Below are 26,978 nucleotides of genomic sequence, written 5' to 3' on the forward strand. Positions count from 1 at the left end.
AAAAGAAAAGAAAAGCGGACGCCCTTGCCGCGCCAGGGCATCGTGGTCCCTGGTTCAGAGGAGCGCCCGCGGCGCTTCGGTAGCGAAGAAAAAGAGACCCGGCGCCGGGCCGCCCCAAGCCGGGTCAGCCTCCAGAACCGGGAAGGGACCTGGTTCCTCCCCGATCCCGGGGCAGCGACCCGCGAAGCGGCGGAGCGTGGGGGCTCAAATTACTTCTTGTCGCCCCAGCACAGCTCGGTGCCGACCTTGACGTCCTTGCTGTCCACGCCGGCCACGGCCTTGGCGGCGATCAGGGTCACGCCGGTGTCGACGTAGCCCGTGGCCTTCTTGCCGCCCTTGGCGTACTCGACGCCCGCGGCCACGCCCATGGCGGCCATCTTCAGCGGGTACTGCTGGCTGGTGGCGGCGATCACGCCCTTGCCCACATCGGCCACGCCGGCGCAGCCGCCGTCGACGGACACGATGATCACGTCCTTCTCCTTGCCGGCCTTCTTCAGCGCGTTGTAGGCGCCGGCGGCAGCGGGTTCGTTGATGGTGTAGACCACGTTGATGGCCGGGTCCTTCTGCAGGCAGTTCTCCATCGCGGTCTGGCCCTTGGCCTGGTTGCCGTCGGTGTCGGCGGCGCAGACGGTTTCAGCGGTGGACGACAGTTCGTTGGACTTGGCGTCGTTGGCCTTCAGACCGAAACCGCTCATGAAACCGTTGTGGCGCTGGGCACCGACGGGGTGGCCGGGGAACAGGTCCAGCATGGCGATCTTGGCGGGCTTGCCACCCAGGGCGGCCTTGGCGTACTGGCCGATCAGGATGCCGGCCTTGTAGTTGTCGGTGGCGAACAGGGCGTCGGCGCCGTCGAACGGGCTGTCCAGGGCGATCACTTGCACGCCCTTGGCCTGGGCCTTCTTGACGGCCGGGATGATGGCGTCGCCGCTGGAGGTGATCAGGATGGTCTTGGCGCCGGCGGTGACCATGTTCTCGATCGCGGTGATCTGGGCGGCGGTGTCGCCGTCCTTCTTGCCCGCGGCGGTCATCAGCTTGGCGCCCAGCTTCTTGGCTTCCGCCTGCGCACCTTCCTTCATCTTCACGAAGAAGGGGTTGGTTTCGGTCTTGGTGATCAGGCCGATCACGGGCTCGGCGGCGAAGGTGGAACCAGCGGCCAGGGCCAGGGCGGTGAAGGCGAAAGCGACTTTTTTCACGGATGTCTCCTGAGGAGGATGGATGGGATCAGACTTGTTGAACCAGGTTTTCTCTGCCGCCGGACCTTGGGGTTAGCCCGAGTCCGGCTGCGGAGTGGCTGAACTATAGTTGGAACAGGTTTAATAAATCAACTGGATTTAGTTATGGTTTTCCCTAGCCCGACCCTCGCCAATCCCAACACCCCCATCACCGTCGCCACCGCCGGCGAGGCCCTGATGGACATGATCCAGGAGGCCGACGGCCGGCTGCGCCCCTGCGACGGCGGCGCGGTCTACAACCTCACCCGCGCGCTGGGCCTGCAGGGCGTGGGCACGCTGTATCTGAACCCGCTGTCGCAGGACCGCTTCGGCCGCGGACTGGCCCACGCCATTGCCCAGGCCCGCGTGACCCTGGCGAACCCCGAGCCGGCGCACGAGCCCACCTCGCTGGCCGTGGTCAGCCTGGACGAAGCCGGCAAGGCCAGCTACAGCTTCTACCGCGAGGGCGTGGCCGACCGCCGTGTCGACGCCGCCACCATGAACGCCCAGTGCGCCGCGCACACGACGCTGAAGATGGTGGTCACCGGCTGCCTGGCCCTGGTCGCCGACGACACGCACAAGTACCTGCCCTGGCTGCAGGCGCAGCGCGCGGCCGGCAAGCTGGTCGTCGTCGACGCCAACCTGCGCCCGGCCATCGTGCCGGACATGGCGGCCTACCAGGCCAGCGTGATGGCAGCGCTGGGCGAGGCCGACATCGTCAAGGTCAGCGACGACGACCTGGGCATCCTCGGGTTCATGAACCCGGACCCGCTGGTCGCCGCGCGCGAACTGCTCTCAAAGACACCGGCCCGCTGGCTGGCCCTGACCCTGGGGGCCAAGGGCGCCGTGATCCTGGCGCGCGACGGCGGTGTCTGGCAGGCGGCCGAATCGCAGTTGGTGCAGGTGGCCGACACCGTGGGCGCGGGCGACAGCTTTCTGGCCGGCCTGCTGGTCGCGCTGCTCGACCGCCCCGCCATGCGCGCCGCCAAGACCGCCGCCGAACTGACCCTGGACGCGGACGATGTGGAAGACCTGCTGGCCAACGCCATCGCCTGCGCCAGCCTGTGCGTGATGGAAACCGGCTGCGTGCCGCCCACGCGGGAACAGGTGCTGCAGCGCCTGGCCAAAGGCCGGCCGCACTTCAAGGCCCTGGCCTGAGCGCCCTGACGCGGTGCGCGCAGCCTCTGCAGGGGCTGCTGCAAAAAAGTACCCTGCATGTAACTTAATTACCATAAACTCCACCCATCAACGGTAACCCGGTAAAGCCATGGCCACTTCCCCGTCCCCCTCCTCCGCCCCGCTGGACCTCGTCATCTTCGGTGGCGTGGGCGACCTGTCGGTGCGCAAGCTGCTGCCCGCGCTCTACATGGCCCACCTGCACAACAATCTGCCGGCCGCCACCCGCATCCACGCACTGGGCCGCCAGACCTGGGACCGCGAGGGCTTCCTGGCCTTCATCGGAGAGAAAGTGCCCGGCTTCATCGAGCAGAAGCACTTCGACGAAGGCGTCTGGGCCGGCTTCCTCGACCGGCTGCACTTCACCAGTGTCGACGCCACCCGGGCCGAAGACTTTGTCGCCCTGGCCGCCGCCATGCAGCCGGGCTCCGACCGTGTCTACTACCTGGCCACCGCGCCGTCCCTCTTCGTAGGCATCTGCGCGAACCTGCACGGCGCCGGCCTGATCGACGAACGCGCCCGCGTGGTGCTGGAAAAGCCGCTGGGCCACGACCTGGCGTCGGCGCGCCAGATCAACGACGACGTGGGCCGGTACTTCCAGGAACAGCAGATCTTCCGCATCGACCACTACCTGGGCAAGGAGACGGTGCAGAACCTGATGGTGCTGCGCTTCGGCAACAGCATCTTCGAGCCGCTCTGGCGCAGCCCCTACATCAAGAGCGTGCAGATCACCGTGGCCGAGAGCGTGGGCGTGGGCAGCCGCGCCGGCTTCTACGACGGCACCGGCGCCATGCGCGACATGATCCAGAACCACCTGCTGCAGCTGCTGTGCATCGTGGCCATGGAACCGCCGGTCTCGCTCGACCCCGACGCCGTGCGCGACGAGAAGCTCAAGGTGCTGCGCTCGCTGCGCCCGATGACGGTGGCCGACGTGGCCAAGGACACGGTGCGCGGCCAGTACACCGCCGGCGCCTCCAACGGCGAGGCCGCCGTGGGTTACCTGCAGGAAGCGAACATCCCCGAGGGCAGCACCACCGAAACCTTTGTCGCGCTCAAGGCCCACATCAACAACTGGCGCTGGGCCAACGTGCCGATCTTCCTGCGCACCGGCAAGCGCATGGCCGCGCGCCAGTCGGAGATCGTGATCGAGTTCGCCGACCTGCCCTTCACCATCTTCAGCGACTCGGCCCACAAGTCGGTCAACCGCCTGATGATCCGCCTGCAGCCGGAGGAACACATCCAGCTGCAGATGATGGCCAAGGAGCCCGGCAGCGGCATGAAGCTGCGCCCGGTGAGCCTGAACCTGGACCTCGAATCGGCCTTCACCGAGCGCCGCGCCGAGGCCTACGAACGCCTGCTGATCGACGTCACCAAGGGCCGCCTGACGCACTTCATGCGCCGCGACGAACTGGAAGCCGCCTGGGCCTGGGTCGAACCCATCATCGACGGCTGGCAGCAACTGGGCGAGAAGCCCAAGGCCTACACCGCCGGCAGCTGGGGCCCGGCCGCCTCGTCCGCGCTGATGGCGCGCGAAGGTTCCGCCTGGGTGGAGGAAGCCTGAGCATGGCCGTGACCGAACACGCCGGCGCCACGCCCGCCGCCATCGCCGCCCACATCGCCGATGCGCTGCGCGCCGCCATCACCGCGCGCGGCCAGGCCAGCCTGGCGGTCTCGGGCGGCAAGTCGCCCATTCCCATGTTCGAGGCCCTGCGCGAGCAGGACCTGGATTGGTCCAAGGTCTGCATCGTCCTGGTCGACGAGCGCATCGTCCCGCGCGACCACGAAGCCAGCAACACCGCCCTGGTGGCCCAGCACCTGCTGCAGGGCCGGGCCGCGGCGGCGCGCTTCCTGCCGTTTTTCCGCGAGCTGGCACCGCCGTTCAACGCCGAGGTGCTGGACGCCCTGGTGGAAGACGCCACCCGGCGCATCGAAGCCCTGCCCTGGCCGCTGGACGTGGCCGTGCTCGGCATGGGCGAAGACGCCCACACCGCCTCGCTGTTCCCCGGTGCGCCCGGCTACGCCCGCGCCATCGCCACCGACGCGCGCCTGGCCTGGGTGGTGCCCGAGCAGGCCCCCGTGCCCGCGCCCCACGCCCGCCTGACCTTCACGCTGCACGCCCTGCTCGCTGCGCGGGAACTGTTGCTGTCCATCGCCGGGGAGTCCAAGCTCGCCGTCTACCACCGCGCGGCGGAGAAGGCCGACGAAGCCCTGCCCGTCTCGCTGATCCTGAACCAAACACAGGCGCCCGTGAGCGTCTGGAAGGGATGACCACCATGAACGCCACCCTGCACACCACCCTCGAGCGCGTCACCCGGCGCATCACCGACCGCAGCGCCGGCCTGCGCGGCGAATACCTCCAGACCGTCGAGGCCTCGGCCCGGGCCGGCACACAGCGCGCGGGCATGGGCTGCGCCAACATGGCCCACACCACGGCCGCGCTGCCCGCCAGCGACAAACTGCGCATCCACGCCGAGAAGGCACCGCACCTGGGCGTGGTCACCGCCTACAACGACATGCTCTCGGCCCACCAGCCCTACGAGCACTACCCCGAGCTGCTGCGCGCCCACGCCCGCTCGCTCGGCTTTTCGGCACAGGTCGCGGGCGGCGTGCCCGCCATGTGCGACGGCATCACCCAGGGAGCGGCCGGCATGGAGCTGTCGCTGTTCTCGCGCGACGTGATCGCGCTCTCCACCGCCGTCGCGCTTTCGCACAACGTGTTCGACGCCGCGCTGATGCTCGGCGTGTGCGACAAGATCGTGCCCGGTCTGTTCATGGGCGCGCTGCAGTTCGGCCACCTCTCCACCGTCTTCGTGCCGGCCGGCCCGATGACTTCCGGTCTTTCGAACGACGCCAAGGCCAAGGTGCGCCAGCAGTACGCACAAGGCCTGGTCGGCCGTGACGCGCTGCTGGAGAGCGAGGCCCAGGCCTACCACGCGCCCGGCACCTGCACCTTCTACGGCACCGCCAACAGCAACCAGATGCTGATGGAGATCATGGGCCTGCACCTGCCGGGTTCGTCCTTCGTCAACCCGGGCACCGGCCTGCGCGAGGCGCTGACCAAGGCCGCGATGGACCGCGCATTCGCCAACACCGGCCGCACCGGCCAGCCGGCGATCCGCCTGGCGGACATCGTGACCGAAAAGACCATCGTCAACGGCATCGTCGGCCTGCTGGCCACGGGCGGCTCGACCAACCACACCATCCACCTGATCGCGATGGCGCGCGCCGCCGGCATCCTCATCGACTGGGACGACTTCGCCGAGCTCTCGGGCGTGGTCCCGCTGCTGGCCCGCGTCTACCCCAACGGCAAGGCCGACGTGAACCACTTCCACGCCGCGGGCGGCATGGGCTTCCTGATGCAGGAACTGCTGGCCCACGGCCTGCTGCACGACGACGTGAAGACCGTCATGGGCGAAGGCCTGGCCGCCTACACGCAGGAACCCTGGATGGACAACGGCGCGCTCGCGTGGCGCCCGGTGCCGAAGGCCAGCGCCGACACGGCCGTGCTGCGCCCGGTCAGCGAGCCCTTCAGCGCCGACGGCGGCCTGCGCCTGCTGCAGGGCAACCTGGGCCGCAGCGTGGTCAAGGTCTCGGCCGTGGCGCCCGAACACCGCGTGGTGCGCGCGCCCGCCGTGGTGGTGAGCGACCAGCAGGACCTGCTGGCCCTGTTCAACGCCGGCCAGCTGGAAAAAGACCTGATCGCCGTGGTGCGCTACCAGGGCCCGCGCGCCAATGGCATGCCCGAACTGCACAAGCTCACGCCGCCGCTGGCGGTGCTGCAGGACAAGGGCTTCAAGGTCGCCCTCGTCACGGACGGCCGCATGAGCGGCGCCTCGGGCAAGGTCCCGGCCGCCATCCACCTCAGCCCCGAGGCCCTGGCCGACGGCCCGATCGCGCGCGTGATGGACGGCGACATGATCACGCTCGACTGCGAGCGCGGCGTGCTGGAGGTCGAGGTCGATGCCGCCACCTTCGCGGCCCGCCCGGTGCAGCACCCCGACCTGGCCCACAACGGCCACGGCACCGGCCGCGAACTCTTCGGCCTGTTCCGCCGCCAGGCCTCCACGCCCGAACAGGGCGCCTCGCCCCTGTTCGGCTGACCCTCATACCACGGATTTCTCCATGACCACCACCTGCTTCACCCGCCCCGCGTTCACCTCCCGCGTCGTTCCCGTCATCGTGCTGCAGGACCCGGCGCACGCCGTGCCGCTGGCACACGCCCTGCTCGAAGGCGGCATCGACGTGATGGAGATCACCCTGCGCTCCGACGCCGCACTGAAGTCCATCGAGGCCGTCGCCAAGGCCGTGCCGCAGATGCACACCGGCGCCGGCACGGTGACCCGTGTCGCCGAGGTGCAGCAGGTGATCGACGCCGGCGCGAGCTTCGCACTCTCGCCCGGTGCCACCGACGCGCTGGTCAGCGCCGTCAAGGCCGCCAACCTGCCCTTCATCCCCGGCGTGATGACGCCCGGCGAGGTCATGCACCGCCGCGAACAGGGCTTTTCGCTGATGAAGCTCTTCCCCGCGCAGCAGGCCGGCGGCCTCGGGATGCTCAAGGCGCTGGGCGCACCGATCCCGGACGTGATGTTCTGCCCCACGGGCGGCGTCAGCCCCGAGAACCTCAGGGACTTCCTCAAGCTGCCCAACGTCGCCATGGCCGGCGGCAGCTGGCTGACCCCGGCCGACGCACTCGCGGCCGGCGACTGGGCGCGCATCACGCGCCTGGCGCGTGAGGCAACCGAACTTGCTTCGCAGGTATAAACGGGCGGCCACAGAGGCCAGAGAGGAACCACCACCATGACCAATCCCGCCGCCCTGCCCGCCTGGCAGACCCTCACCGAGTTCGCCGCCCTGCCGCAGCCGCACCTGCGCGAGCGCCTGGCCCAGCCCGGCCGCGATGCGATGCAGGCCGCCGCCGACGGCACCGGCATCCGCCTGGACTACACCCGGCAGGCCTTCGACGGCGCCATTCTGGCCGCCCTGCTGCAGCTGGCGCGCGAAGCGCAGGTCGAAGCGCAGCGCGACGCCATGTTCGCGGGCGAGGTCATCAACACCAGCGAGCAGCGCGCGGTGCTGCACGTGGCCCTGCGCGGCACGCCCGGCGCCACCGGCGACGACGCTCCCTGGGGCAGCGAGATCCAGCAACTCGTTCAGAACGAGCTGGACCGCGTCTGCGCCTTCGCCGAGCGCGTGCGCGCCGGTGAGGTCAAGGGCAGCACCGGCGCCGCCTTCACCGACGTGGTGAACATCGGCATCGGCGGCTCGGACCTCGGCCCGCGCATGGCCGCCGACGCGCTGGCCCCGCTGTGCAGCGACGGCAAGACCGGCCTGCGCGTGCACTTCGTCAGCAACCCCGACGCCTGGGCGCTGCACAGCACGCTGCGCGGCCTGGACCCCAAGACCACCCTGGTCATCGTCGCGAGCAAGACCTTCACCACGCAGGAAACCATGACCAACGCCGCCAGCGCCCGCCGCTGGCTGGAAGACGGTGGCGTCACCGGCGCGGCGCAGAGCGCGCACCTGGTCGCCATCACCGCCGCACCGCAGAAGTCCAGCGCCGCCGGCTACCCCGCCGAACACACCTTCACCTTCTGGGACTGGGTCGGTGGCCGGTACTCCGTGTGGTCCGCGCTGGGCCTGCCGCTGGCCATGGCCATCGGCGCAAAAGCCTTCCGCGAATTCCTGGCCGGCGGCCAGGCGATGGACGCGCACTTCCGCTCCGCCCCCCTGGAACAGAACCTGCCCGTCATCCTGGCGATGAGCGGCGTGTGGAACCGCAACTTCCTCCACTGCCCGACGCAGCTGCTCAGCTGCTACCCCAGCCGCCTGGTGCGCTTCGCGCCCTTCGTGCAACAGATGGACATGGAGAGTAACGGCAAGCGCACCCACAAGGACGGACAACCCGTGGAGACTGGCACCGGCCCCATTCTCTGGGGCGGCCTGGGCATCGACGGGCAGCACGCCTACTTCCAGCTGCTGCACCAGGGCACGCACCGCGTGCCGGTGGAGTTCGTCGGCGTCGAGACCGAAGACACGCCGCTGCCGCTGGCAGCCGAACACCACCGCGTGGTCAACCTCAACCTGCGCGCGCAGTCGCAGGCCCTGGCCGTCGGCCGCAACGCCGCCGACACACTCAAGGCCCTGATGGCCGAAGGCCAGACCGCTGAGCAAGCCGCCCCGCTCGTGACCCAGCGCGCTTTTGCGGGCGACGTGCCCAACAGCGTGCTCTGGATCGACCAGCTCAGCCCGCACCGCCTGGGCGCCCTGATCGCGCTGTACGAACACAAGGTGTTCGTGCAGGCCGCGGTGTGGGGCATCAATGCCTACGACCAGTGGGGCGTGGAGCTGGGCAAGACCATGGCCAAATCAATGGAAAAGCAAGGCTGATGCGCATCGCCCTCGTCGCCCACGACCGCAAGAAGGACGACATGGTGGCCCTGGCCACCGAGTTCGCTCCCTTGCTGAAGCAGCACACCCTCATGGCCACCGGCACCACCGGTGGGCGGCTGCAGAACGAGGTGGGCCTGACGGTGGAACGCCTGCTCAGCGGCCCGCTGGGCGGCGATTTACAGATTGGCGCGCGTCTGTCGGTGGGCGAGGTCGACGCGGTGATCTTTCTGCGCGACCCCATGACCGCACAGCCCCACGAACCCGACATCAACGCCCTGGTGCGCGCCTGCGACGTGCACAACGTGCCGTGTGCGACGAACATTGCGACGGCGCGGATGCTGCTGGGCGAGGTGGGACGCCGCTGAGCCTCGACGGCGGCGCCCGGCGAAACGGCGCTCAGGCCCCGCCGCTGCGGCGGATGCCCTCTTCCAGCACGAAGAACTGCGGGTTGAGGCTGGCCATCGGCCCGCGCAGCTTCTCCACCTCCGCCGCCGGCGCGTGCACCTCCAGGCGGACGATCTTCGCGATCTTCAGGGCCTCTCCGAGCAGTTCACCCACGTTCTGCAGATGGGCCAGCACAGCCGCCGCGTCGTCATAACCCTCGCGGCAGTGGGCGCTGTTCCCGTTGAAGGAGAAGGCGTAGTGCACGCAGCCGGGCTCGGTGCGGGTCTTCGCCACAAACTGCGGTCCCAGCGCCTTGAACGCGTCGAGCTGGCCGTCCTGGACTTCGAAGTACGGCACCAGGGTGCAGCAGGTATCGAGGGTGAACATCCTTGTCTCCTTGTGTCTTGACGGGCGGGTCGCCCGCAAAACATTCTGCACTCGCAAGCTATCGGCGTGTTGCCTGCGTCAGGTTCTCCCGCGCCCGCCCCTCGAACCGCTCCCTGAACCACGCCGTCCCATAGATCACCGGCCGCTTGAGAAACCCCGCCAGCACCTCCTTGCGCTTGCGCCGGTACAGCCAGCCCGGCACCCAGCGGTACTCCTCGCACACCTGCGCGTCGTACTCGGCAAAGCGCGCCGGGTCGGCACCGAGGATCGCAAGGTCGATGTCGACCAGCAGGCGCGCGTCATCGTCCACCGGCTCGGCGTCGTGGCAGGTCGCCATGATCAGCGCGTGCACCCGCTGCTGCACATCCCGGCCCGCGCCGGCCAGCGCGAGCGATTCAACGGCCCAGTCGGCGCTGCGCTGCTCGTTGCCCTTGCCTTGCGGGTCGTAGACCGCGTCGTGGAACCACAGGGCCAGCTCGACCTCGCCGGGCTGTTGCGCCAGGTCCAGCGCCGGTTCCAGCAAGGCCAGGCATTCGCGCAGGTGTTGCTGCGAGTGGTAGTGGCGATGCGGCTCGGCCCAGGCGTCCATCAGCTTCTCCCACAGGCCCTCGGGCGCGCTCAGGCCCAGCGCCGCCCAGGCGCGCCGCCAGGAGCGCTGCGGCAAGCCCTCATCGATGAGCGAGACACGCCAAAGCCCAGTGGCGGTGGAGGCGAGGTCCAGCGTGTGGGTGTGATGCCCCTCCTGGTTGGCGAGCGCGAGCCTCAGGCTGTGTTGCCCGTCGGCCCGCTTCGTGACGTGCACTGGCGGACTTGAAGAGGTCAGGGTGCGCAGCAGCGGCGCCGAGGCGGCGCGAGATGGTGAGCCGAGTTCGATCGACACAACGCTGCGGAAGCCCGCCGCCTGCTGCAGCGCGCCCTTTCGCTCATCGGGCCACTGCGCCGGGCGCTCGTTCCCGGGCGAGACGAACACCATCGGCAAGGCCGGGTCGTCACTGGCGCTCGCCACCGGAATGCCGGCTCCGGCGGGCAGGACCTGCGCCAGGTACGGCGGCCGGTAAGCCCAGGTGGGCACGCCCGCGGCGTCCAGATCGCCACGGACCGCCACCCCGAACGGACAGGCCTGCGTCGAACGCCACTGGCTGCGTTCCCACAGGCGCGTGCGGGCGACGTGCGCACTGCGCGCCTCGGTCTCGCTGGTGAGCCAGAGCAGTTCGAGGTAGAGGTTGTCGAAGGCGAAGCAGGCGTTGGCCGTGCCCTGCCCCGGGTGCGCGCGACGGTAGGTTTCACTCAGGCCCAGTCGCCTGAGCGCGCCGATCTCCGAGCCTTCAGGGTCAATGAACAGGAAGATGTGGTCGATGGCCAGGGTCATCGCAGGCCGTTCAGAGCAGCGCCTTGGCCGCTTTGATGCGCAACTCCATCGCCACCGACGGGTCGTTCATCACGTCGAGCAGGAACTGGCGCGGGTCGTCGTGGCGTCGCATCGCGCTGGCCGGTGCGGCCGCCGGGGTCACGACCGCGGGCACCGGCGCCTGCACCGCCGGCAGGAAGGGCGAAGGTTCGGGCGTCAGCCGCGCCACGGCAATCTGGAACTCGGCGCGGGTGACCGACTTCAGGCGCGCAAGCTGGTCGGCCTGCGCCTCCTCGCCCGGCGGAACGTCGAGCGAGGGGTCGTCGCCAAACACGGCGGCCAGGTCGGGCGCGACGAAGGCCGACCAGCGGCCGGTCTCTGCCTGCAGCTGCGGCACACGCGACGGTTCCACCTGCAGGCCAGGGTCGGACGACGGCCAGCAGCGGCGGCGCGCCGGCGCCACCTCGCCCAGGTAGCGGTCGCACAGACCGTCGAGGAAGGCGGCCGCCGTGTGGGCCGGCACCGGATCGGCGAGCGAGAACCAGAGTTCGAAGGCGTCCACGCCGTTGACCGCGATGGCCGGTGCAGGCAGGTCCAGATCGGCCTGCACGCCGCGCCAGACGGCCGACAGCGGCGCCCAGTCGGACGGGCCACAGAGGGCGAGCACCAGGTGGCGCACCCGGCCTTCGGCGGCCGCGTCGGGATCGGAGGCGAAGAGTCGCTGGCGTTCGGTGTCGAGTCGGTTCATGCGGGCAATGGTAGCCGCGGGCATAATTCACCCCGACGTTCTCAGGGCGGGGTGAAACTCCCCACCGGCGGTGTCCGAGGCTTCGGCCGAGGGAGCCCGCGAGCGCCTGCTGGCTCATGTCGGCAGGGTCAGCAGACATGGAAGGCCATGCCCCGCGCAGCGCCGAAGCCATGGCCGACGGTCACAGTCCGGATGAAAGAGACACGCAACCCAACCCAGCCACGCGCTCGTGCAGCGCCGGGGCTGGCTTGGCTTTGTCGCGCCCTGCGAGCGGTGTTCCTGCAACCCGTTCAACCCTGACGACCGAAGCCATGTCCGAATTCCAGCTCGCCCCCATCCCCGAACTCGTGGCCGACATCGCGGCCGGCCGCATGGTCGTGCTCGTCGACGACGAGAACCGCGAAAACGAAGGCGATGTCATCATCGCCGCCGACAAGATCACGCCCGAGGCCATCAACTTCATGGCCCGCTTCTGCCGCGGCCTGATCTGCCTGACGCTGACCGCCGAGCGCTGCGACTTCCTGCAGCTGCCGCCCATGGCCTCGCGCAACGGCACCAAGCACAGCACCGCCTTCACCGTCTCCATCGAGGCCGCCACCGGCGTCGACACCGGCATCTCGGCCGCCGACCGTGCGCGCACCATCCAGGTCGCCGTGGCGCGCGAGAGCGCCCCCACCGACCTGGTGCAGCCCGGTCACGTGTTCCCGCTGCGCGCCGCGGCGGGCGGTGTGCTGATGCGCGCCGGGCACACCGAGGCGGGCTGCGACCTTGCCGCGCTGGCCGGCCTGCAGCCGGCGGCGGTGATCTGCGAAATCATGAAGGACGACGGCACCATGGCGCGCCTGCCCGACCTGGTGGAGTTCGCCCAGCAGCACGGCATCAAGCTCGGCTCGATCGCCGACCTGATCCGCTACCGCAGCCAGAACGAGCGCCTGGTCCGCCAGGTGGCGGTGCGTCCGGTCGCCACGCCCTACGGCGAGTTCGACCTGCACACCTACCAGGACGAGTTCGGTGGCGCCCACCTGGCGCTGACCTTCGGCCAGTGGAACGCCGACGAACAGGTGATGGTGCGTGTGCACGAGCCGCTGTCGCTGATGGACTGGCTCGACACCGCCAGCAGCCCGCACTCCTGGCCGCTGCAGGCTGCGCTCGGCGCGATCAAGGCCGAGGGCAAGGGCGTGGCCCTGCTGCTCAACCCCACCGAGTCGTCCGAGGACCTGATCGCCGCAGCCCGCCAGCCGCGCGCCGCCAAGCAGCGCAGCGAGCCCGGCAACGACGCCGACCTGCGCACCTATGGCCTGGGAGCCCAGATCCTGCGCGACCTGGGCATCTCGCGCATGAAGGTGCTGGGCAACCCGCGCCGCTTCCCGAGTATGGGCGCCTACGGCCTCGTCGCTGAAAGCTTCGTCTCGCCGGCCTGATCAGGCCTAGCGCGCGCGGTGGTAGCTGCCATCGCCGCGCTGGAACAGCACGTCGTCGGGCAGCAGGTCGCCGGGCTGCAGCTCGCGGGCGTTCAGCGCGCGCTGGTACAGCGGCGCGAAGTCGACGCGGGTGAAGTCCAGCAGCTCGTCGAGGTCGCGGATCACGAAGTAGCTCTCCTGGAAGTCGTCGATGCGGTAGTGCGTGCGCATCACGCGTTCCAGATCAAAACGCACCCGGTTGGGCGAGGGACTGTCGAGGCAGAACACCGATTCGGTGAACGACGAGGCGATGCCCGCCCCATAGATGCGCAGGCCGTCGCGCTGCTGCAGCAGACCGAACTCGATGGTGTACCAGTACACCCGCGCCAGCTGCGGCAGGCAACCCAGCTGCTGCGCGCGCAGCCCGCCCTGACCGTAGGCCTGGATGAAGTCGGCAATGGCCGGGTTCATCAGCATGGGCACGTGACCGAACACATCGTGGAACACGTCGGGCTCCTCGAGGTAGTCCAGCTCGTGCGGCTTGCGGATGAAGTGGCCCGCGGGAAAACGCCGGTTGGCCAGGTGTTCGAAGAACACGTCGTCGGGCACCAGGCCCGGCACGGCCACCACCTGCCAGCCGGTGCGCTGCATCAGCACGTCCGAGAGGCGCCGGAAGTCGGGGATCTGCTCCGGGCCGATGGGCAGGTCCTTCATGCCCTGCACGAACTCGTCGCAGGCGCGGCCGGGCAGCAGCCTGGTCTGGCGCTCGAACAGGGTCTTCCAGGTGGCGTGTTCGGCGGCGCTGTAGTGGTCCCAGCCCTGGTCGATGGTCCAGTCGGCGTTGGCGGGGCGGCCGGCCTCGCCGGCAGCCAGGCCGTGTTTGGCGGCAACGGGTTCGGCCAGCATCTCAACCTCCGTTGCGCTGGAACGCGGCGTAGGCGCCGTCGGCGGCCTTGGCCCAGGTGATGTCGCGCACGGACAGGCCGTCGGCGTCGTGGGTCGTGAGCGTCACGTCCACGCGGTTGTAGACGTTGAACCACTCGGGGTGGTGGTCCAGCCGCTCCGACACCGCGGCCATCTGGGCCATGAAGCCGAAGGCCTCGGCGAAGTTGGCGAAGCGGAAGCTGCGCGAGATGGCGCCGCGCTCGGGATGGTGGGTCCAGCCGGGCAGGCCGGCGAGGTGGTGCTTCAGGGAATCGGCGTCCAGCGGTGTCATGGTCTGTCTCCTTTTGACGGGCTCTGCAAGGCCCGAGAGCTGTGCAGTTTGCGCCGCCTGGCGGACAATTTGCTCTCGTTTGTGCCCACGATCACCCGCTTTCACGAGAGACCCTTTCATGAACGAAGACATCGGCAAGGATTCCTTGCACGCCGCCGCCCTCGACCGCCTGGACCGGCGCATACTGGCCGCGCTGCAGGCCAACGGCCGCATCAGCAACCAGGAACTGGCCGGCCTGGTGCACCTCTCACCGGCGCAGTGCAACCGGCGCCACCGTCGGCTGGAGGCCATGGGCGTGATCCGGCGCTACGAGGCGCGGCTGGACGCCGACCGGCTGGGCCTGGGCGTCACCGCCTTCGTGCACATCTCGATGGAGCGCGGGCAGCACAAGGAGGTGCTGAAGTTCCAGCGCACCGTCGGCAAGATGCCGCAGGTGCTGGAGTGCTACGCGGTGACCGGCGACTTCGACTACGTCTGCAAGGTGGTCGCGCACGATCTCAAGGGCCTGTCCGACTTCCTGCTCGGCACGCTGGCGCAGCAGCCCGGCGTCAGCGGCGTGCGCTCGAGCATCTGCCTCAACGAGCTCAAGTGCACGGGCGCGCTGCCGCTGGAGTGAATCCAGGCGGCGCCCGAGCCAGGCGCCGGCCAGCAGCGCCATCGCGGCGCGGCGGTGCGAACGCTCGCAGGTTTCACGCATGGGCGCCCGGCTCGCGGCCGCCCATCACGCTGTACCAGTCGATCTTGCGCGTGGCGACCATGACCGCGGCCAGCACGCCGAACAGCAGCAGCGAGCCCATCACCAGGGCGTTGTCCTCGGATTGCAGGATGCCGTAGAGCACGCCATAGAGCGCCACCAGCAGGCCGCTGATGCCCAGCGCGGGGCGCCAGCCGCCGAGCACGTGGCGCAGGTAGTGCGTCAGCAGCGCGATGCAGGCGGCGCTGGCGGCCAGGTAGGCGACGAAGAAGCCCAGCTGTTCCGACAGCGAGAGCAGCAGCAGGAAGAACAGCACCAGGGCCGCGCCGATCATCAGGTACTGCATCGGGTGGATGCGCCAGCGCTTGACCATCTCCAGCACGAAGAAGGCGGCGAAGGTCAGCACGATGAACATGAGGCCGTACTTGGTGGCGCGCTCGGTCAGGCGGTAGACGTCGACAGGGTCACCCAGCGACACCGAGAAGCTGTCCATGGTCACCCGCTCCTTGCCCTGCGACAGGAACTGCTGCTGGGCCTGGGTGGAGAGCGACGGCACGCTCCATCGGGCCTCGAAGCCGTGGGCGTTCACCGTGCGCTGGCGCGGCAGGAAGTCGCCACCAAAGCTCGGGTGCGGCCAGGCGGAAACCAGGCTGACCTTGTTGTCGTCGGCCAGCGGCACGAAGCCGATCTGCCCAGTGCCGGCCAGGTCCGTGCCCAGGGTGAAGTCCAGCGTGGCGCCGGGCTGCAACAGCTCGGCGCCGAGGGCTGCGGCCAGGGGGAGCGGCAGATCCGCATCGGCGGGCGCCGCGGTGACCGTCAGCGTCTGCCCCGCGAGCGTCAGTTCAGGCTGGCCCTGCAGCCCGCGCAGGTCGCTCACGCCGAAGGTCAGCCAGGGCTGGCCCAGCGTGATCTGGCCGCCCTTCTCGCGCGGCGCCACACCGTTCCACACCAGACGCCCGGCGCTGTCGTGCCGGCTGTTGTAGACCGTGACCGGAAAGATGCTGCGCCAGCGCACCTCGGTCGTGAGACGGCTGCGCGTGTCCATGGTTTGCGGGAACACCGTCGCGACGCGGTGTTCCTTGACTGTCTCTTCGCGCTCGATGTGGCGCGCCACGTCGACCACCACCTTCCGGGTGAAGGTCTCGGTGTAAGGCACGTGCAGCACCGGCCCGGTGAGGGTCTGCGTGCCGGCGTGGGCCCGGGCCACCTCCTGCGCGGCGTCGTGGCGGTTGGCCGTTCGCTCGGCGATGACCTCGCGCACCATGGACAGGGGAATCAGCAGCAGGACCATCAGAAAGCCGATGACGGCGGTCTTGCTCAGCAGGGGAAACCGGTTCACTTCTCGCTCCTTGTGTTGGGATGGAGCGATTCTTCAAAGCGCCTGTGCGGCGCCCACGCAGCCTGTGTGAAGCGAATGTGAAACGGATCAGGCCTTCTCCACACCCCAGGGAGTGAGGCGAACGAAGACCACTGAACTCACGCCGTACACCGCCATGCCCGCCGACAGCAGCGCGAAGATGGTCCAGGTGGGTGTCTGCCACATCGCCAGCAGCAGGCCACCGCCGGCCACCATCACCAGCCGCAGCGTGCCCGCCAGCACTGGCCCCACCGCCTTGCCCGCGCCCAGCGACGAGAAGTACAGCGACAGGCCCAGGCCGAACAGGCCGTAGACCGGGCCGGCCCACCGGAAGTAGCCGGCCGCCGCGTCCAGCACCGCCGGGTCCTGGGAGAACAGGCCGGTCCAGAGGTTCGGCGCCAGCGTCACGATCAGGCCCAGCCCGCCCAGGATGGCCGTCGCCAGAGCGGCGGCCGTCCAGGCCGCGCGGCGCGCGCGGGCGATGCGGCCGGCGCCGATGGCCATGCCCACCAGCGGCACCGAGGCCACACCCACGGCAAACGCCACCGGCACCAGCAGGAATTCGAGCCGCGTGCCGATGCCGTAGCCCGCCAGCGCGTCGGTGCCGAACTGCGCCACCAGCCGCGTGAGGATGAGGATGGTCAGCACGGTCTGCAGCGGCGAGATGCAGGCCACCGCACCCACGCGCAGGATGTCGGCGAACAGCGCGCGCTCGAAACGCGTGGCGCGCATGTCCAGCGCGATGCGGGCCCGGCCCGAGGCCAGGTGCCACCACAGCCAGGCGGCCCCGGCCCCGTAGGCAACCACACTGCCGGCCGCAACCCCCGCCATGCCCAGGCGCGGGAATGGCCCCCAGCCGAGCCCGAGCACCCCGCCCAGCGCCACCTGCAGCAGCGCCACGGCAAACAGCGTCACCGAGGGCGTGGCCATGTTCCCCGCGCCCCGGATCACCGAGGCCAGCGTGTTCACCAGCCAGACGAACACCGACCCGAGAAACGCCACGTGGGCATAGGCCATGGCCTGGGCCAGCGCCTCGCCCTGCCCACCCAATGCCGACAGCAGGGCCTCGCCCAGCGTGAGCATGGCCACCATGTAGACCACACCGGCGGCCAGCGCGATCCACACCGCGTACACCGCCAGCGCGTTGGCTCGCGCGGCGTCGCCCGCACCCAGCGCACGGCTCACCGCCGAGGACACGCCGCCCCCCATGGCCCCGGCCGACAGCATCATCTGGAACATCACGAAGGGAAACACCAGCGCCATGCCGGCCAGCGCGGGCGAACCGAAGCGGCCGACGTAGGCGGTTTCGGCAATCGCCGCCAGCGCAGTCGCCAGCATGGCCACCATGTTGGGCAGCGCGAAACGCAGCAGCGTCGGCAGGATGGGCGCGGTGAGCAGGGGATTGGGCGCGGCCGCGCCGGGTTCACTCATCGCCTTCACCCCCGGCCGCTTCGGGTGCAAGCTTGTCCATCGACGCGTCGATCAGCGCGTGCAGTGCGACCACCTGGTCCTCGCCGAGCAGGCGGTTGATGCCCGTCTGGGCCACCTTCCAGCGCCGCTTGGCCTCGGCGCGCTTCTCGCGGCCGGCGGGCGTGAGGCTGACCCGGCGGCTGCGCGCGTCCTCGCCGGCCTCCACCACCACCCAGCCGGCGTCCACCAGCGGCTTGAGGTTGCGCGTGAGCGTGGAGGCGTCCATCTTCAGGCCTTCCGCCAGTTCGCCGGGTCGCACCGGCCCGAGCTTGTCGACGTAGGAGAGCAGCGAGTACTGCGTGGTCTTGAGCCCCACCTGCGCCATCTCGGCGTCGTAGAACTGGCTCACACGGCGCATGAACTGGCGCAGCTTGAGGTTGGTGCAGCCCTGCGGCAGGGTTTTGGGGGAGGTGCTTGCGGTCATGGAATGATTGTATCTACAATGATTGCATATGCAACTGTTTTGAGGACATGCCATGGACACCGAAAACATCCGCCTGCGCTGGGAGCAGGAAGAAGCCGCCGTTCGTCAGCGCATCGAAGCCGGTGGCGGCAAGGCCGGCGTGGCCCGGCCCGAACAGATCGCCGGCAAGACGGGGCTGGAGATCATGCAGGCACTGCTGTGCGGCGAGCTGCCCTACCCGCCCATCAGCGAAACCCTGGGCTTCTTCCTGATCGAGGTCGGCGACGGCCATGCGGTGTTCCAGGGCGAACCGCAGTTCAAACACTACAACCCGCTGGGCACGGTGCACGGCGGCTGGTACGCCACCCTGCTGGATTCGGCGCTGGGTTGCGCGGTGCAGACCAAACTGCCCGCCGGCACCGGCTACACCACGGCCGAACTCGGCCTGAACATCGTGCGCGCCGCCAGCGACCGGACCGGCCCGCTGCGCGCCATCGGCAAAGTCATCCACAGCGGCCGGCAGATGGCGACCGCCGAGGCCCGCATCGTCGGCCCCGACGGCAAGCTCTACGCCCACGCCACCACCACCTGCTTCATCTTCGACGCGGCGGCGCGCGCCGGCCGCTGAGCCGCGGGCCGGCGGCGGGTCAGACCGGCAGCGTCCAGCTCGCGCGGCAGCCGCGCGGATGGTCCACGTTCTCGATGCGCAGCGCGCCGCCGTGCAGCTCGCTGACCTCCTTCACCAGGCACAGCCCCAGGCCCGAACTTTTTTCCTGCGTGTCGGCGCGCGGCAGCGAGTAGAAGCGCTCGAAGATGCGGTCGGCCGCGTAGTCGGGCACACCCGGCCCCTCGTCGCGCACCGACCACGCCACCTGCCCGTCCACCCGCCGCGCCGACACCGCCAGCGCGCCACCCTGCGGTGAAAAGTCGATGGCGTTGTCCAGCAGGTTCTGCAGCGCCTGCGCGATCAGGAAGCGGTCACCGCGCACCGTGGCGCCCTCGTCCAGCGAGGTCTGAATCTGCAAGCCCTTGCGCCGCAGCCGCGGCTCGGCCGTGTGCAGCAGCTCGCGCGTGAGCGCCGTGATGTCCACCGGCTCCACCGTGCGCAGCTGCCGCAGCTGCTCCACGTCGGCCAGCGCCAGCAGCCGGTCGATCAGCTGCTGCAGGCGCTCGGTCTGGCGCTGGATGTTGCCGGCGAAGCGCTCGCGGTCGGCCTCGGGCATCGGCTCCTGCAGCAGCTCGGCCGCACCGCGGATCGCTGCCAGCGGGCTCTTGAGCTCGTGCGTCAGCGTGTGCACGTAGTTCTCGACATAGGCCTTGTCTTCGAGCTTCAGGCGCATGCGCTCCACCGCCTGCGCAAGGTCGGCGAACTCGGTGTTGCCCGAGAGCCGGCCCATGCGCGGCAGCTCGGCCCGCTCGCCGCGCGCCACCGCGTTGGCGTAGCCGCGCAGCCGCGAGAGCGAGCTCGCAATCCACCAGGTGAACAGCAGGCCGATCGCCAGCGACAGCCCCAGCAGCACCCAGGACCAGTGGAGGATGCGGTCGCGGCTGCGCTGGATGTAGGGCTCCAGCGTCTGGTTCGGCCGCGAGACGGTGAGCACGCCGATGATGCGCGCACCATCGCGCACCGGCGCCGCCACGTGCATCACCGTGCGGTCGGCGTCGTAGGCGCTCTCGCCGCTGGAACGCGCGCCGTACTCGCCGCGCAGCGTGCGCAGCACGTCGTTCCACTGGGAATGGTCCTTGCCCACGTCCTGCCCGCGGCTGTCGAACACGACGATGCCGCGCGCATCGGTCACGGTGACGCGGTAGTCGATGCGCGACTTGCGAAAGCCCCAGATCGTCGCGCCCGGGTCCACGGTGGGCAGCTTCGACAGGGCCTGCGCGAAGGGGCCGCTGGCGATGGTCCCGGCATTCAGGTCCGGCGCCGCCACCAGCGCCAGCGCGTTCGCCGCATCGACCAGGCTGTCCTCCATCGCCAGCCGCGTGCCGGGTTTGACCTCCTCGACGAACACGCGCAGCACAACGAACAGCGACAGGCCGAGCACCAGGAAGAAAGCGAGCAGGAGGCGGAGGCCGATGCGCATGGGCTCAGACCGGCAGGCTCAGCGAATACCCCATGTTCCGGTGCGTCTGGATCAGCTCGGGCGACAGGCCGCGCTCGCGCAGCTTGGCGCGCAGCAGCTTGATGTGGGCATCGACCGTGCGGTCCAGGGTGTCAGGCGCATCGGCCCAGACCAGGTCCATCAGCTCGGCGCGCGAGAAGATGCGGCCTGGGCGCCGCAACAGCGTCGCCAGCAGCAGGTACTCGTAGCGTGTGAGCGCGAGGTAGCCACCGCCGCAGGCGATGCGCTGCGCCGTCTCGTCCAGGCGGAGCGCGGCAGCCCCGGCGGTGGCCGGCGCAGCGCCCTGCTCCGCCGCCTTTCCGTTCGCCGTGCGCCGCAGGATCGCCTTGACCCGCGCGCAGACCTCGCGCGGCGAAAACGGCTTGCTCACGTAGTCGTCCGCACCCAGCTCCAGACCGAGCACACGGTCGATCTCCTCGCTGCGCGCGGTCAGGAAGACGATGGGCAGTTCGCTGGTCTTTCGGATGGCGCGGCAGACGTCGAAGCCGTTGCCGTCGGGCACGCCGACGTCGAGGATGGCGAGGTCGGGCGGTTGGTTCGCAAACGCTGCCAGCGCTTCACGCGCGAGGGTGACGTGGGTGACCTCGAAGCCCTCGCTGCGCAGTGTGTAGAGCAGCGTGTCGGCGATGGCGGGTTCGTCTTCGAGCAGAAGGATGTTGAGCATGAACGCAACGGGGCAGGCCATCAGTTCCGAGTGGTCACTGTTTGGCGACGCATTTGAAATGCAATGATGCTCTGGCGGGACGCACAAACGGAATGCCGTTTTCAGGATTTGCGGTGACTGTCTCTACAGCTTGACCTGTCTTTGAGCAGTGCTGATTGGCCTCCTCGTACAGCTCAGCAAGCAGTGCCTGAGAACTCCCGAATGCACCGCCTGCACTGGTCTTTGACGTCATGTAGGCCCCTTTGTCGGTAGCCACGACACCAGTGGCGCATCCCGCGAGAGCGACAACTGAAAAGAGAACCCCAAGTCGCGATTGCATGAGAAGCATGTCAAACCCTCCGTTTGGTCATCTTGAATACGGACGCACTTCAGAACGAACTGCGAGCGGTCAAGAAGTCTAACGGCGGACGATTGCGCTGCTGCGCTGCTCACACCACCCCCAGCACCCTCTCCAGCTCCCGGCGCATCACCCCCCGGTCCACCTCCACCCCGCTCCACAGCCGGATCGCGACCGCGCCCTGGTTCACCAGCATGCCCAGGCCGTCGAGCACGGTGCAGCCGGCGGCTTCGGCGGTGCGGATGAGGTGGGTGCGCGGCGGGTTGGGGATGGCATCGGCGACCACCGTGCCGGGGCGCAGGGTGGTCCAGTCGATTTCGAGCTGGTCTTCCACATCGGGGAACAGACCGATGGAGGTCGCGTTGACCACGACGCCCGTGCCGGCCGGGACCGGCATCGCCGGCTGCCAGTGCAGGTACTCGGCGGTGGCGCTGGTCTTTGCCGTGATCAGGTCGGCCAGCTCCTGGCCGCGCAGCCGCCCGCGGTTGACCACGGTGATGTGCGCTGCACCGGCCAGCGCGAGTTCCACCGCCACGGCGCGCGCCGCGCCCCCGGCGCCGAACAGCAGCACGCGCTGGCCTTCGATGGTGCAGGCCGGGCGCAGCGCCTCCACAAAGCCCTGGCCGTCGGTGTTCTCGCCCACCAACAGGTCCCCCTGCAGCACCACGGTGTTGACCGCACCGATGATCTGCGCCGACGGTGCCAGGCCATCAAGGTGCTCGATCACGGTCATCTTGTGCGGCAGCGAGCAGTTGAAGCCGGCCCAGCCCATGGCACGCGCGCCGCGCACGGCGTCGGCCAGCCTCTCGGGCGGCACCTCGCAGTTGACGTAGCGCCATTCCATGCCGTGGTGCCGGTAGGCGGCCTCGATCATGGCCACCGTCGGGTTCTCGGCGGCGGGCTGTGCGAAGGAACCGGTGAGGGTGTGGAGGAAGTTCATGGCGGCACCCGTCGAATGAGGGGCCCCATGAAAACAAAAAAGCCGGTCTGGGGCAAGACCGGCTTGGGAAAAACGCCCGCCGCCTGGCGGGCGCCGGAGACATTCACTTGCGCGCAGCGGCCACGGCAGCCTGCGTGTCCTTCCACAGCGCCTCACCCACGTTGGCGGCGATGCTGGCGTTGACGGCGCCCAGCTTTTCGCGCATGCGGTTGGCTTCGGCCGGGCTGAGTTCGTTCACCTGCATGCCCTTGGCCTTGAGGTCGCCCAGGGCCTTGGCGGCTTCGGCGCGCGTGTCCTGGCGCTCGAAGTCGCGGCTCTTCTTCGCGGCGTCGGCCAGCACCTTCTGCTCGTCCTTGGACAAGCCGTCCCACCACTTCTTGCTCACGGTGACGATCCACGGGCTGTAGACGTGGTTGGTCACGGTCAGGTACTTTTGCACCTCGTAGAACTTGCTCGACAGGATGGTGTTGTAGGGGTTCTCCTGGCCGTCGACGGTCTTGGTCTCCAGCGCGGTGAACAGCTCGGAGAACGGCAGCGGGATGGCGTTGGCGCCCAGGGTCTTGAAGCTGTTGAGGAACACGTCGTTCTGCATCACGCGCAGCTTGATGCCGTTCAGGTCTTCCAGCTTGGCCACGGGCTGCTTGTTGTTGGTGAGGTTGCGGAAACCGTTCTCCCAGTACACCAGGCCCACCAGGCCTTTTTCCTGCAGCTTGTCCATCACCTTCTGGCCCACCGGGCCGTCGAGCACCGCATCGGCTTCCTTGGCGTTGTTGAACAGGAAAGGCGTGTCCCAGATCGCCATTTCCTTGGTGATGCCGACCAGGGTGGCGGTGGAGCCGACCATCATTTCCTGCGCGCCGCCGATCAGGGCCTGCTGCATCTGCACGTCCGAGCCGAGCGCGGCGGCGCCGATGGCGCGCACCTTCATCTTGCCGCCGGAGGCCTTCTCGACCTCCTGCGCGAACAGCTTGACGGCGCGGCCCTGGTTGGAGTCTTCGTTGAGGCCGTAGCCGAAGCGGATCAGGCGCGGCTTGATGTCCTGGGCGAAGGCGGCAAGCGGAGCGGTGAACGCGGCCACGGCGGTGGCGGCGATCAGGGTGCGGCGGAAGATGGACATGGCAGTCTCCTTGGGTGAAAAAGCGAACGAATGAATCAGCGCATCCACGCCACGGGGGCGGTGACGATCTGCGGGAACAACACGAACAGGGCCAGCACCAGCACGTAGCTGAGCAGGAAGGGGTTCACGCCCTTGATGACCTGGTGCATGGGCAGGCGGCCCACGCCGGCCACCACGTTGAGCACCGTGCCCACGGGCGGCGTGATGAGGCCGATGGCGCCGTTGAGCACGAACATCAGGCCGAAATACACGGGATCGATGCCGGCCTTGACGGCGATGGGCAGCATCACCGGCGCGAAGATCAGGATGGTGGGCGTGAGGTCCAGCGCGGTGCCGATCAGCACCAGCACGACCATCATCACCGCCATCAGCAGGCGCGGGTTCTCCACCAGGGGCCCCAGCCATCCGCCCAGCACGCCCGGCAGGTCGGCCAAGGTGATCATGTAGCTCGCCACCTGCGCACCGGCACAGAGGAACATCACCACCGCAGTGGTGCGCGCGGCGCGCACCAGCACACCGTGCAGCTGACCGATCTTCATCTCGCGGTGGATGAACAGCGACACCACCAGCGCGTAGAAGGCGGCCACCACGGCGGCCTCGGTGGGCGTGAACACGCCGCTCTTCATGCCACCGATGATGATCAGCGGCATCAGCAGCGCCCAGAACGCGCGGGCCGTGGCGCGCAGCCGGCCGGCCATGGGCACGGGCGGGTTGTCCTGCAGGTCCATGCCCTTGAGCACGATCTTCCAGGTGACGATGAGCGCCGCGCCCATCATCAGGCCGGGCACGATGCCCGAGAGGAACAGCGCCGAGATCGAGGTGTTGGTGGTGACGCCGTAGATGATGAACGGCATGGACGGCGGGATGATGGGCGCGATGATGCCGCCCGAGGCGATCAGCCCGGCCGAGCGGTGCATGGGGTAGCCGTGCTCGCGCATCATGGGCAGCAGGATGGTGGCCAGCGCCGCGGTGTCGGCCAGGGCCGAGCCGCTCATGCTGGCCATCAGCACCGCCGCGCCGATGGCCACGAAGCCCAGGCCGCCGCGGATGTGGCCGACCCAGGTCTGCGCCATTTCGATGATGCGCCGGCTGATGCCGCCGCTGTTCATCAGCTCGCCGGCCAGGATGAAGAAGGGCACGGCCAGCAGCGGGAAGCTGTCCACGCCGGCCACCATGTTCTGGGCCAGCAGCTGGGTGTCGAAGAAGTCCATCACCCAGGCCATGGCGGCGCCGGTGAGCAGCAGGGCGAAGGCCATATTCATGCCGATGCCCATGAGCACCAGCATGCCGAGGACGAAGACGATGAAGGCTTGTGCTTCGAGGCTCATCGCATCACTCCACGTCCACGTTGTGGCCAAGATCGAGCGGCCTGGCCTTCACGATTTCCCACACCACCATGGCACCGATGGCGATGGCGCACAGCAGCGCCGGCAGCGGCAGCAGCGCGGCCGGTGCCTTGAGCACCACCGAGTGGCTGTCCATGCCCACCACCACCTGCTGCCAGGCGCCTCGGCCCAGCAGCACGCAGGCCAGCAGCACCAGCAGGCGGATCAGCAGCGTCGCGGCCTTGAACGCCAGCGGGCGCTTGCGCAGCAGACCGACCAGACTGGTGAAGGCCATGTGTTCGCCGGCCGGGTAGGCCGCGGCGGCGCCGAGAAACACCATCCAGACGAACAGCAGGCGCGAGAGTTCTTCGCTGGCGGCGATGCCGCTGCCGAAGCCGTAGCGCAGCACCACGTTGAGAAACACGGAACAGGCCATCACCGCCAGACAGGCGGCCATCAGGGTCTGGGCCACGCGCTGCGCGGGATGCGCTCTGGAGTTGTCGGACGTGCTCATGCGGCCTCCTGGCTCGGGGAAGGGGCGGCGGCCCAGGCGACCACCTGGTCCAGCAGCCGCGGCAGGGGTTCGGCCGCGTCCACACGCAGTACGCCGGACTCGCCCACCGGCGATTCGAGCGTGGCGAACTGGCTGTCCACCAGCGCGGTGTTGAAGAAGTGCGCCGAGCGCGCGGCCACGCGCTCGCGGGCCAGCGCCGGCGCGATGTCGATGAAGACAAAGCGCAGGCCCGGAGCCGCGGCGCGCAGCTGCTCGCGGTAGGCGCGCCGCAGCGCCGAGCAGGTCAGCACCACACCGCCGGGCGAGCGGGCCAGCAGCCCGGCCAGCGTCTCCAGCCAGCCGGCGCGGTCGGCGTCGGTCAGGGCAACACCCTCGCGCATCTTCTGCCGACTTGCGGCGCTGTGGTGGTCGTCGCCTTCAATCAGCGGCAGCCCGAGGCGTTGTGCCAGTCCGGCGCCCAGGCTGGACTTGCCGCAACCGGCCACGCCCATCACCACCAGCGACGCATTTTGAACCGTGTTCATGTTTGAGATAGCGCTATCTTTTGTCGGAAGAAAAAACGGCCTGTGGCCAGGCCGGGCTTCGGGACGGCTCGGGTTTTCGAGGGTGTCCGTCCGCTAAAGATAGCGCTATCTTACGGCTATCATTCTTCGCCGACACCCGGACAAACCCTGATGCCACCCGCCCCACCGCCGCTACCTTCCCGCCCCCGAGCCACCGGCCGGGTGACCCTGGCCGACGTGGCCGCGCTGGCCGGCGTGAGCCCGATCACCGTCTCGCGCACCCTGCGCGGCGAGCGCACCGTGGACCCGGTGCTGGCGGCGCGGGTCAAGGAAGCGGCCCAGCAACTGCGCTACGTGCCCGACCCCGCGGCGCGCGCCCTGGCCTCGCGCCACGGCTCGCACGTCGCGGTGCTGATCCCGATGCTGTCCAACGCCCTGTTCGTCGACCTGCTGGAGGCGGTGCAGCGCACGCTGCGACCGGCCGGCTACCAGACGCTGATCGGCATCACCCACTACAGCCCCGACGAGGAGGAGCAGCTGCTGCGCGAGCAGCTGCAGCACCGGCCGGCGGGCCTGCTGGTGACCGGCATCGACCAGAACGCCGCCACGCGCGAGCTGATGGCGCACAGCGGTGTGCCCTGCGTGCACCTGATGGAGCTGTCCACCGACCCGGCGCTGTACTGCGTCGGCTTCTCGCAGCGCGACGCGGGCGAGGCCATCACGCGCCACCTGCTGGCGCGGGGCCGGCGTCGCATCGCCTTCGCCGCCGCCCAGCTCGACCCGCGCACCCTGCAGCGCGCCGAGGGCTACCGCCGTGCGCTGCAGAGCGCGGGCCTGTACGACCCGGCGCTGGAATGGCTCGATCCGCGGCCCTCCTCGATGGCGCTGGGCGGCGAGCTGCTGGAGCGGCTGCTGCGCGAGCAGCCCGGCTGCGACGCCGTCTTCTTCTGCAACGACGACCTGGCCCAGGGCGGGCTGCTGGCCGCGCTGCGCCTGGACGTGGCCGTGCCGCACCGGCTGGCGGTGGCCGGTTTCAACGACCTCTCGGGCAGCGACCAGATGCTGCCGCCGCTGACCACCGTGGCCACGCCGCGCGGCGCCATCGGAGAGGCCAGCGCGCAGATGCTGCTGAGCCTGATGCGCGGCGACACGCCTGCCCGCCATTCGGTGGACCTGGGTTTCGAGTTGCGGCTGCGCGCCTCCACCTGAGCCTTTCCGATACCTTGCTGCACCCGCGAAGTACCCTTTTGCGGGCTTCACATACTTTT

Annotated in this window: 28 protein-coding genes, 1 pseudogene and 1 riboswitch; of the genes and pseudogenes, 11 read left to right on the forward strand and 18 right to left on the reverse strand. The window is 69.3% G+C overall.

The window, feature by feature from the left end; all coding sequences use genetic code 11:
- Positions 1-209 precede the first annotated feature (209 nt).
- The gene (locus RCO38_RS00250) at positions 210-1,193 is read right to left on the reverse strand and encodes a sugar ABC transporter substrate-binding protein (protein WP_308326266.1); all 984 of its coding nucleotides are present in this window, start codon (positions 1,191-1,193) and stop codon (positions 210-212) included.
- 144 nt (positions 1,194-1,337) lie between these two features.
- On the opposite strand from RCO38_RS00250, the gene RCO38_RS00255 reads away from it, so the two are divergent.
- From RCO38_RS00255 to RCO38_RS00285, 7 genes are all read left to right on the forward strand, one after another.
- Entirely contained in the window at positions 1,338-2,369 is a 1,032-nt protein-coding gene (locus RCO38_RS00255; RefSeq protein ID WP_308326267.1) for a PfkB family carbohydrate kinase, read from the forward strand.
- Positions 2,370-2,478: 109 nt separating this feature from the next.
- Positions 2,479-3,948 (forward strand): glucose-6-phosphate dehydrogenase, encoded by a 1,470-nt coding sequence (gene zwf, locus RCO38_RS00260; RefSeq protein WP_308326268.1) that lies wholly within the window; start codon positions 2,479-2,481, stop codon positions 3,946-3,948.
- A 2-nt stretch (positions 3,949-3,950) separates the two neighbouring features.
- On the forward strand, positions 3,951-4,655 hold the full coding sequence (gene pgl / locus RCO38_RS00265) for a 6-phosphogluconolactonase (RefSeq protein ID WP_308326269.1): 705 nt from the start codon (positions 3,951-3,953) through the stop codon (positions 4,653-4,655).
- A gap of 5 nt (positions 4,656-4,660) precedes the next feature.
- Entirely contained in the window at positions 4,661-6,487 is a 1,827-nt protein-coding gene (gene edd / locus RCO38_RS00270) for a phosphogluconate dehydratase (RefSeq protein ID WP_308326270.1), read from the forward strand.
- Positions 6,488-6,509: 22 nt separating this feature from the next.
- On the forward strand, positions 6,510-7,148 hold the full coding sequence (eda, locus tag RCO38_RS00275) for a bifunctional 4-hydroxy-2-oxoglutarate aldolase/2-dehydro-3-deoxy-phosphogluconate aldolase (protein ID WP_308326271.1): 639 nt from the start codon (positions 6,510-6,512) through the stop codon (positions 7,146-7,148).
- A gap of 36 nt (positions 7,149-7,184) precedes the next feature.
- Positions 7,185-8,774: a glucose-6-phosphate isomerase gene (gene pgi / locus RCO38_RS00280; protein ID WP_308326272.1), complete on the forward strand. Its 1,590-nt coding sequence runs from the start codon at positions 7,185-7,187 to the stop codon at positions 8,772-8,774.
- A complete protein-coding gene (locus tag RCO38_RS00285; RefSeq protein ID WP_308326273.1) occupies positions 8,774-9,142 on the forward strand; it encodes a methylglyoxal synthase in 369 nt (122 codons plus the stop codon). The genes pgi and RCO38_RS00285 overlap by 1 nt, the downstream gene beginning before the upstream one ends.
- Before the next feature lie 31 nt (positions 9,143-9,173).
- Here the strand turns inward: RCO38_RS00285 and RCO38_RS00290 are convergent, their stop codons facing one another.
- The 4 genes and pseudogenes from RCO38_RS00290 to RCO38_RS00300 all read right to left on the reverse strand — a co-directional run bounded on the left by RCO38_RS00290 (position 9,174) and on the right by RCO38_RS00300 (position 11,644).
- Positions 9,174-9,548: a putative quinol monooxygenase gene (locus RCO38_RS00290; protein ID WP_308326274.1), complete on the reverse strand. Its 375-nt coding sequence runs from the start codon at positions 9,546-9,548 to the stop codon at positions 9,174-9,176.
- A gap of 58 nt (positions 9,549-9,606) precedes the next feature.
- Positions 9,607-10,224 (reverse strand): HD domain-containing protein, encoded by a 618-nt coding sequence (locus RCO38_RS24230; protein ID WP_374694512.1) that lies wholly within the window; start codon positions 10,222-10,224, stop codon positions 9,607-9,609.
- A 501-nt stretch (positions 10,225-10,725) separates the two neighbouring features.
- Positions 10,726-10,917, reverse strand: a pseudogene (locus RCO38_RS24235) (VOC family protein); the annotation flags it as partial.
- A gap of 10 nt (positions 10,918-10,927) precedes the next feature.
- Positions 10,928-11,644 (reverse strand): hypothetical protein, encoded by a 717-nt coding sequence (locus tag RCO38_RS00300; protein ID WP_308326276.1) that lies wholly within the window; start codon positions 11,642-11,644, stop codon positions 10,928-10,930.
- A 33-nt stretch (positions 11,645-11,677) separates the two neighbouring features.
- Positions 11,678-11,853, forward strand: a riboswitch (FMN riboswitch).
- A 102-nt stretch (positions 11,854-11,955) separates the two neighbouring features.
- On the opposite strand from RCO38_RS00300, the gene ribBA reads away from it, so the two are divergent.
- Positions 11,956-13,065 carry a bifunctional 3,4-dihydroxy-2-butanone-4-phosphate synthase/GTP cyclohydrolase II gene (gene ribBA, locus RCO38_RS00305; protein WP_308326277.1) on the forward strand — a complete coding sequence of 370 codons (1,110 nt, stop codon included), beginning with the start codon at positions 11,956-11,958 and terminating at the stop codon, positions 13,063-13,065.
- Positions 13,066-13,071: 6 nt separating this feature from the next.
- Here the strand turns inward: ribBA and phhA are convergent, their stop codons facing one another.
- Both phhA and RCO38_RS00315 read right to left on the reverse strand, forming a co-directional pair.
- Positions 13,072-13,950: a phenylalanine 4-monooxygenase gene (gene phhA, locus RCO38_RS00310; protein ID WP_308326278.1), complete on the reverse strand. Its 879-nt coding sequence runs from the start codon at positions 13,948-13,950 to the stop codon at positions 13,072-13,074.
- Position 13,951: 1 nt separating this feature from the next.
- On the reverse strand, positions 13,952-14,260 hold the full coding sequence (locus tag RCO38_RS00315; protein ID WP_308326279.1) for a 4a-hydroxytetrahydrobiopterin dehydratase: 309 nt from the start codon (positions 14,258-14,260) through the stop codon (positions 13,952-13,954).
- Between the two features lie 145 nt (positions 14,261-14,405).
- Between RCO38_RS00315 and RCO38_RS00320 the strand changes: the two genes are divergently transcribed.
- Positions 14,406-14,876, forward strand: coding sequence for an Lrp/AsnC family transcriptional regulator (locus RCO38_RS00320; protein WP_374694513.1), 471 nt, complete (start codon positions 14,406-14,408; stop codon positions 14,874-14,876).
- A gap of 73 nt (positions 14,877-14,949) precedes the next feature.
- Here the strand turns inward: RCO38_RS00320 and creD are convergent, their stop codons facing one another.
- The 3 genes from creD to RCO38_RS00335 form a co-directional block, all read right to left on the reverse strand.
- Positions 14,950-16,293 carry a cell envelope integrity protein CreD gene (creD, locus tag RCO38_RS00325; protein ID WP_308326281.1) on the reverse strand — a complete coding sequence of 448 codons (1,344 nt, stop codon included), beginning with the start codon at positions 16,291-16,293 and terminating at the stop codon, positions 14,950-14,952.
- A gap of 87 nt (positions 16,294-16,380) precedes the next feature.
- Positions 16,381-17,742 carry an MATE family efflux transporter gene (locus RCO38_RS00330; protein ID WP_308326282.1) on the reverse strand — a complete coding sequence of 454 codons (1,362 nt, stop codon included), beginning with the start codon at positions 17,740-17,742 and terminating at the stop codon, positions 16,381-16,383.
- Positions 17,735-18,205, reverse strand: coding sequence for a MarR family winged helix-turn-helix transcriptional regulator (locus tag RCO38_RS00335; protein WP_308326283.1), 471 nt, complete (start codon positions 18,203-18,205; stop codon positions 17,735-17,737). Before RCO38_RS00335 ends, RCO38_RS00330 begins: the two co-directional genes overlap by 8 nt.
- A 52-nt stretch (positions 18,206-18,257) precedes the next feature.
- Between RCO38_RS00335 and RCO38_RS00340 the strand changes: the two genes are divergently transcribed.
- Positions 18,258-18,812 (forward strand): PaaI family thioesterase, encoded by a 555-nt coding sequence (locus RCO38_RS00340; RefSeq protein WP_308326284.1) that lies wholly within the window; start codon positions 18,258-18,260, stop codon positions 18,810-18,812.
- Positions 18,813-18,831: 19 nt separating this feature from the next.
- Here the strand turns inward: RCO38_RS00340 and creC are convergent, their stop codons facing one another.
- The 8 genes from creC to RCO38_RS00380 form a co-directional block, all read right to left on the reverse strand.
- On the reverse strand, positions 18,832-20,271 hold the full coding sequence (gene creC / locus RCO38_RS00345) for a two-component system sensor histidine kinase CreC (protein ID WP_308326285.1): 1,440 nt from the start codon (positions 20,269-20,271) through the stop codon (positions 18,832-18,834).
- Between the two features lie 4 nt (positions 20,272-20,275).
- Entirely contained in the window at positions 20,276-20,974 is a 699-nt protein-coding gene (creB, locus tag RCO38_RS00350) for a two-component system response regulator CreB (RefSeq protein ID WP_308326286.1), read from the reverse strand.
- A gap of 34 nt (positions 20,975-21,008) precedes the next feature.
- The gene (locus tag RCO38_RS00355) at positions 21,009-21,302 is read right to left on the reverse strand and encodes a hypothetical protein (RefSeq protein ID WP_308326287.1); all 294 of its coding nucleotides are present in this window, start codon (positions 21,300-21,302) and stop codon (positions 21,009-21,011) included.
- A 100-nt stretch (positions 21,303-21,402) separates the two neighbouring features.
- Positions 21,403-22,251: a shikimate dehydrogenase gene (gene aroE, locus RCO38_RS00360; protein ID WP_308326288.1), complete on the reverse strand. Its 849-nt coding sequence runs from the start codon at positions 22,249-22,251 to the stop codon at positions 21,403-21,405.
- Between the two features lie 103 nt (positions 22,252-22,354).
- Positions 22,355-23,368 (reverse strand): TRAP transporter substrate-binding protein, encoded by a 1,014-nt coding sequence (locus tag RCO38_RS00365; protein WP_308326289.1) that lies wholly within the window; start codon positions 23,366-23,368, stop codon positions 22,355-22,357.
- Positions 23,369-23,403: 35 nt separating this feature from the next.
- Positions 23,404-24,696 (reverse strand): TRAP transporter large permease, encoded by a 1,293-nt coding sequence (locus RCO38_RS00370; protein WP_308326290.1) that lies wholly within the window; start codon positions 24,694-24,696, stop codon positions 23,404-23,406.
- A 4-nt stretch (positions 24,697-24,700) separates the two neighbouring features.
- Positions 24,701-25,207, reverse strand: a complete 507-nt coding sequence (locus RCO38_RS00375; RefSeq protein ID WP_308326291.1) for a TRAP transporter small permease — start codon at positions 25,205-25,207, stop codon at positions 24,701-24,703.
- Entirely contained in the window at positions 25,204-25,731 is a 528-nt protein-coding gene (locus tag RCO38_RS00380; RefSeq protein ID WP_308326292.1) for a gluconokinase, read from the reverse strand. The genes RCO38_RS00375 and RCO38_RS00380 overlap by 4 nt, the downstream gene beginning before the upstream one ends.
- A 150-nt stretch (positions 25,732-25,881) precedes the next feature.
- Between RCO38_RS00380 and RCO38_RS00385 the strand changes: the two genes are divergently transcribed.
- On the forward strand, positions 25,882-26,919 hold the full coding sequence (locus RCO38_RS00385; RefSeq protein ID WP_308326293.1) for a LacI family DNA-binding transcriptional regulator: 1,038 nt from the start codon (positions 25,882-25,884) through the stop codon (positions 26,917-26,919).
- Positions 26,920-26,978 lie beyond the last annotated feature (59 nt).

This window comes from Hydrogenophaga pseudoflava, assembly GCF_031020795.1.
Lineage (GTDB): Bacteria > Pseudomonadota > Gammaproteobacteria > Burkholderiales > Burkholderiaceae_C > Hydrogenophaga > Hydrogenophaga pseudoflava_A.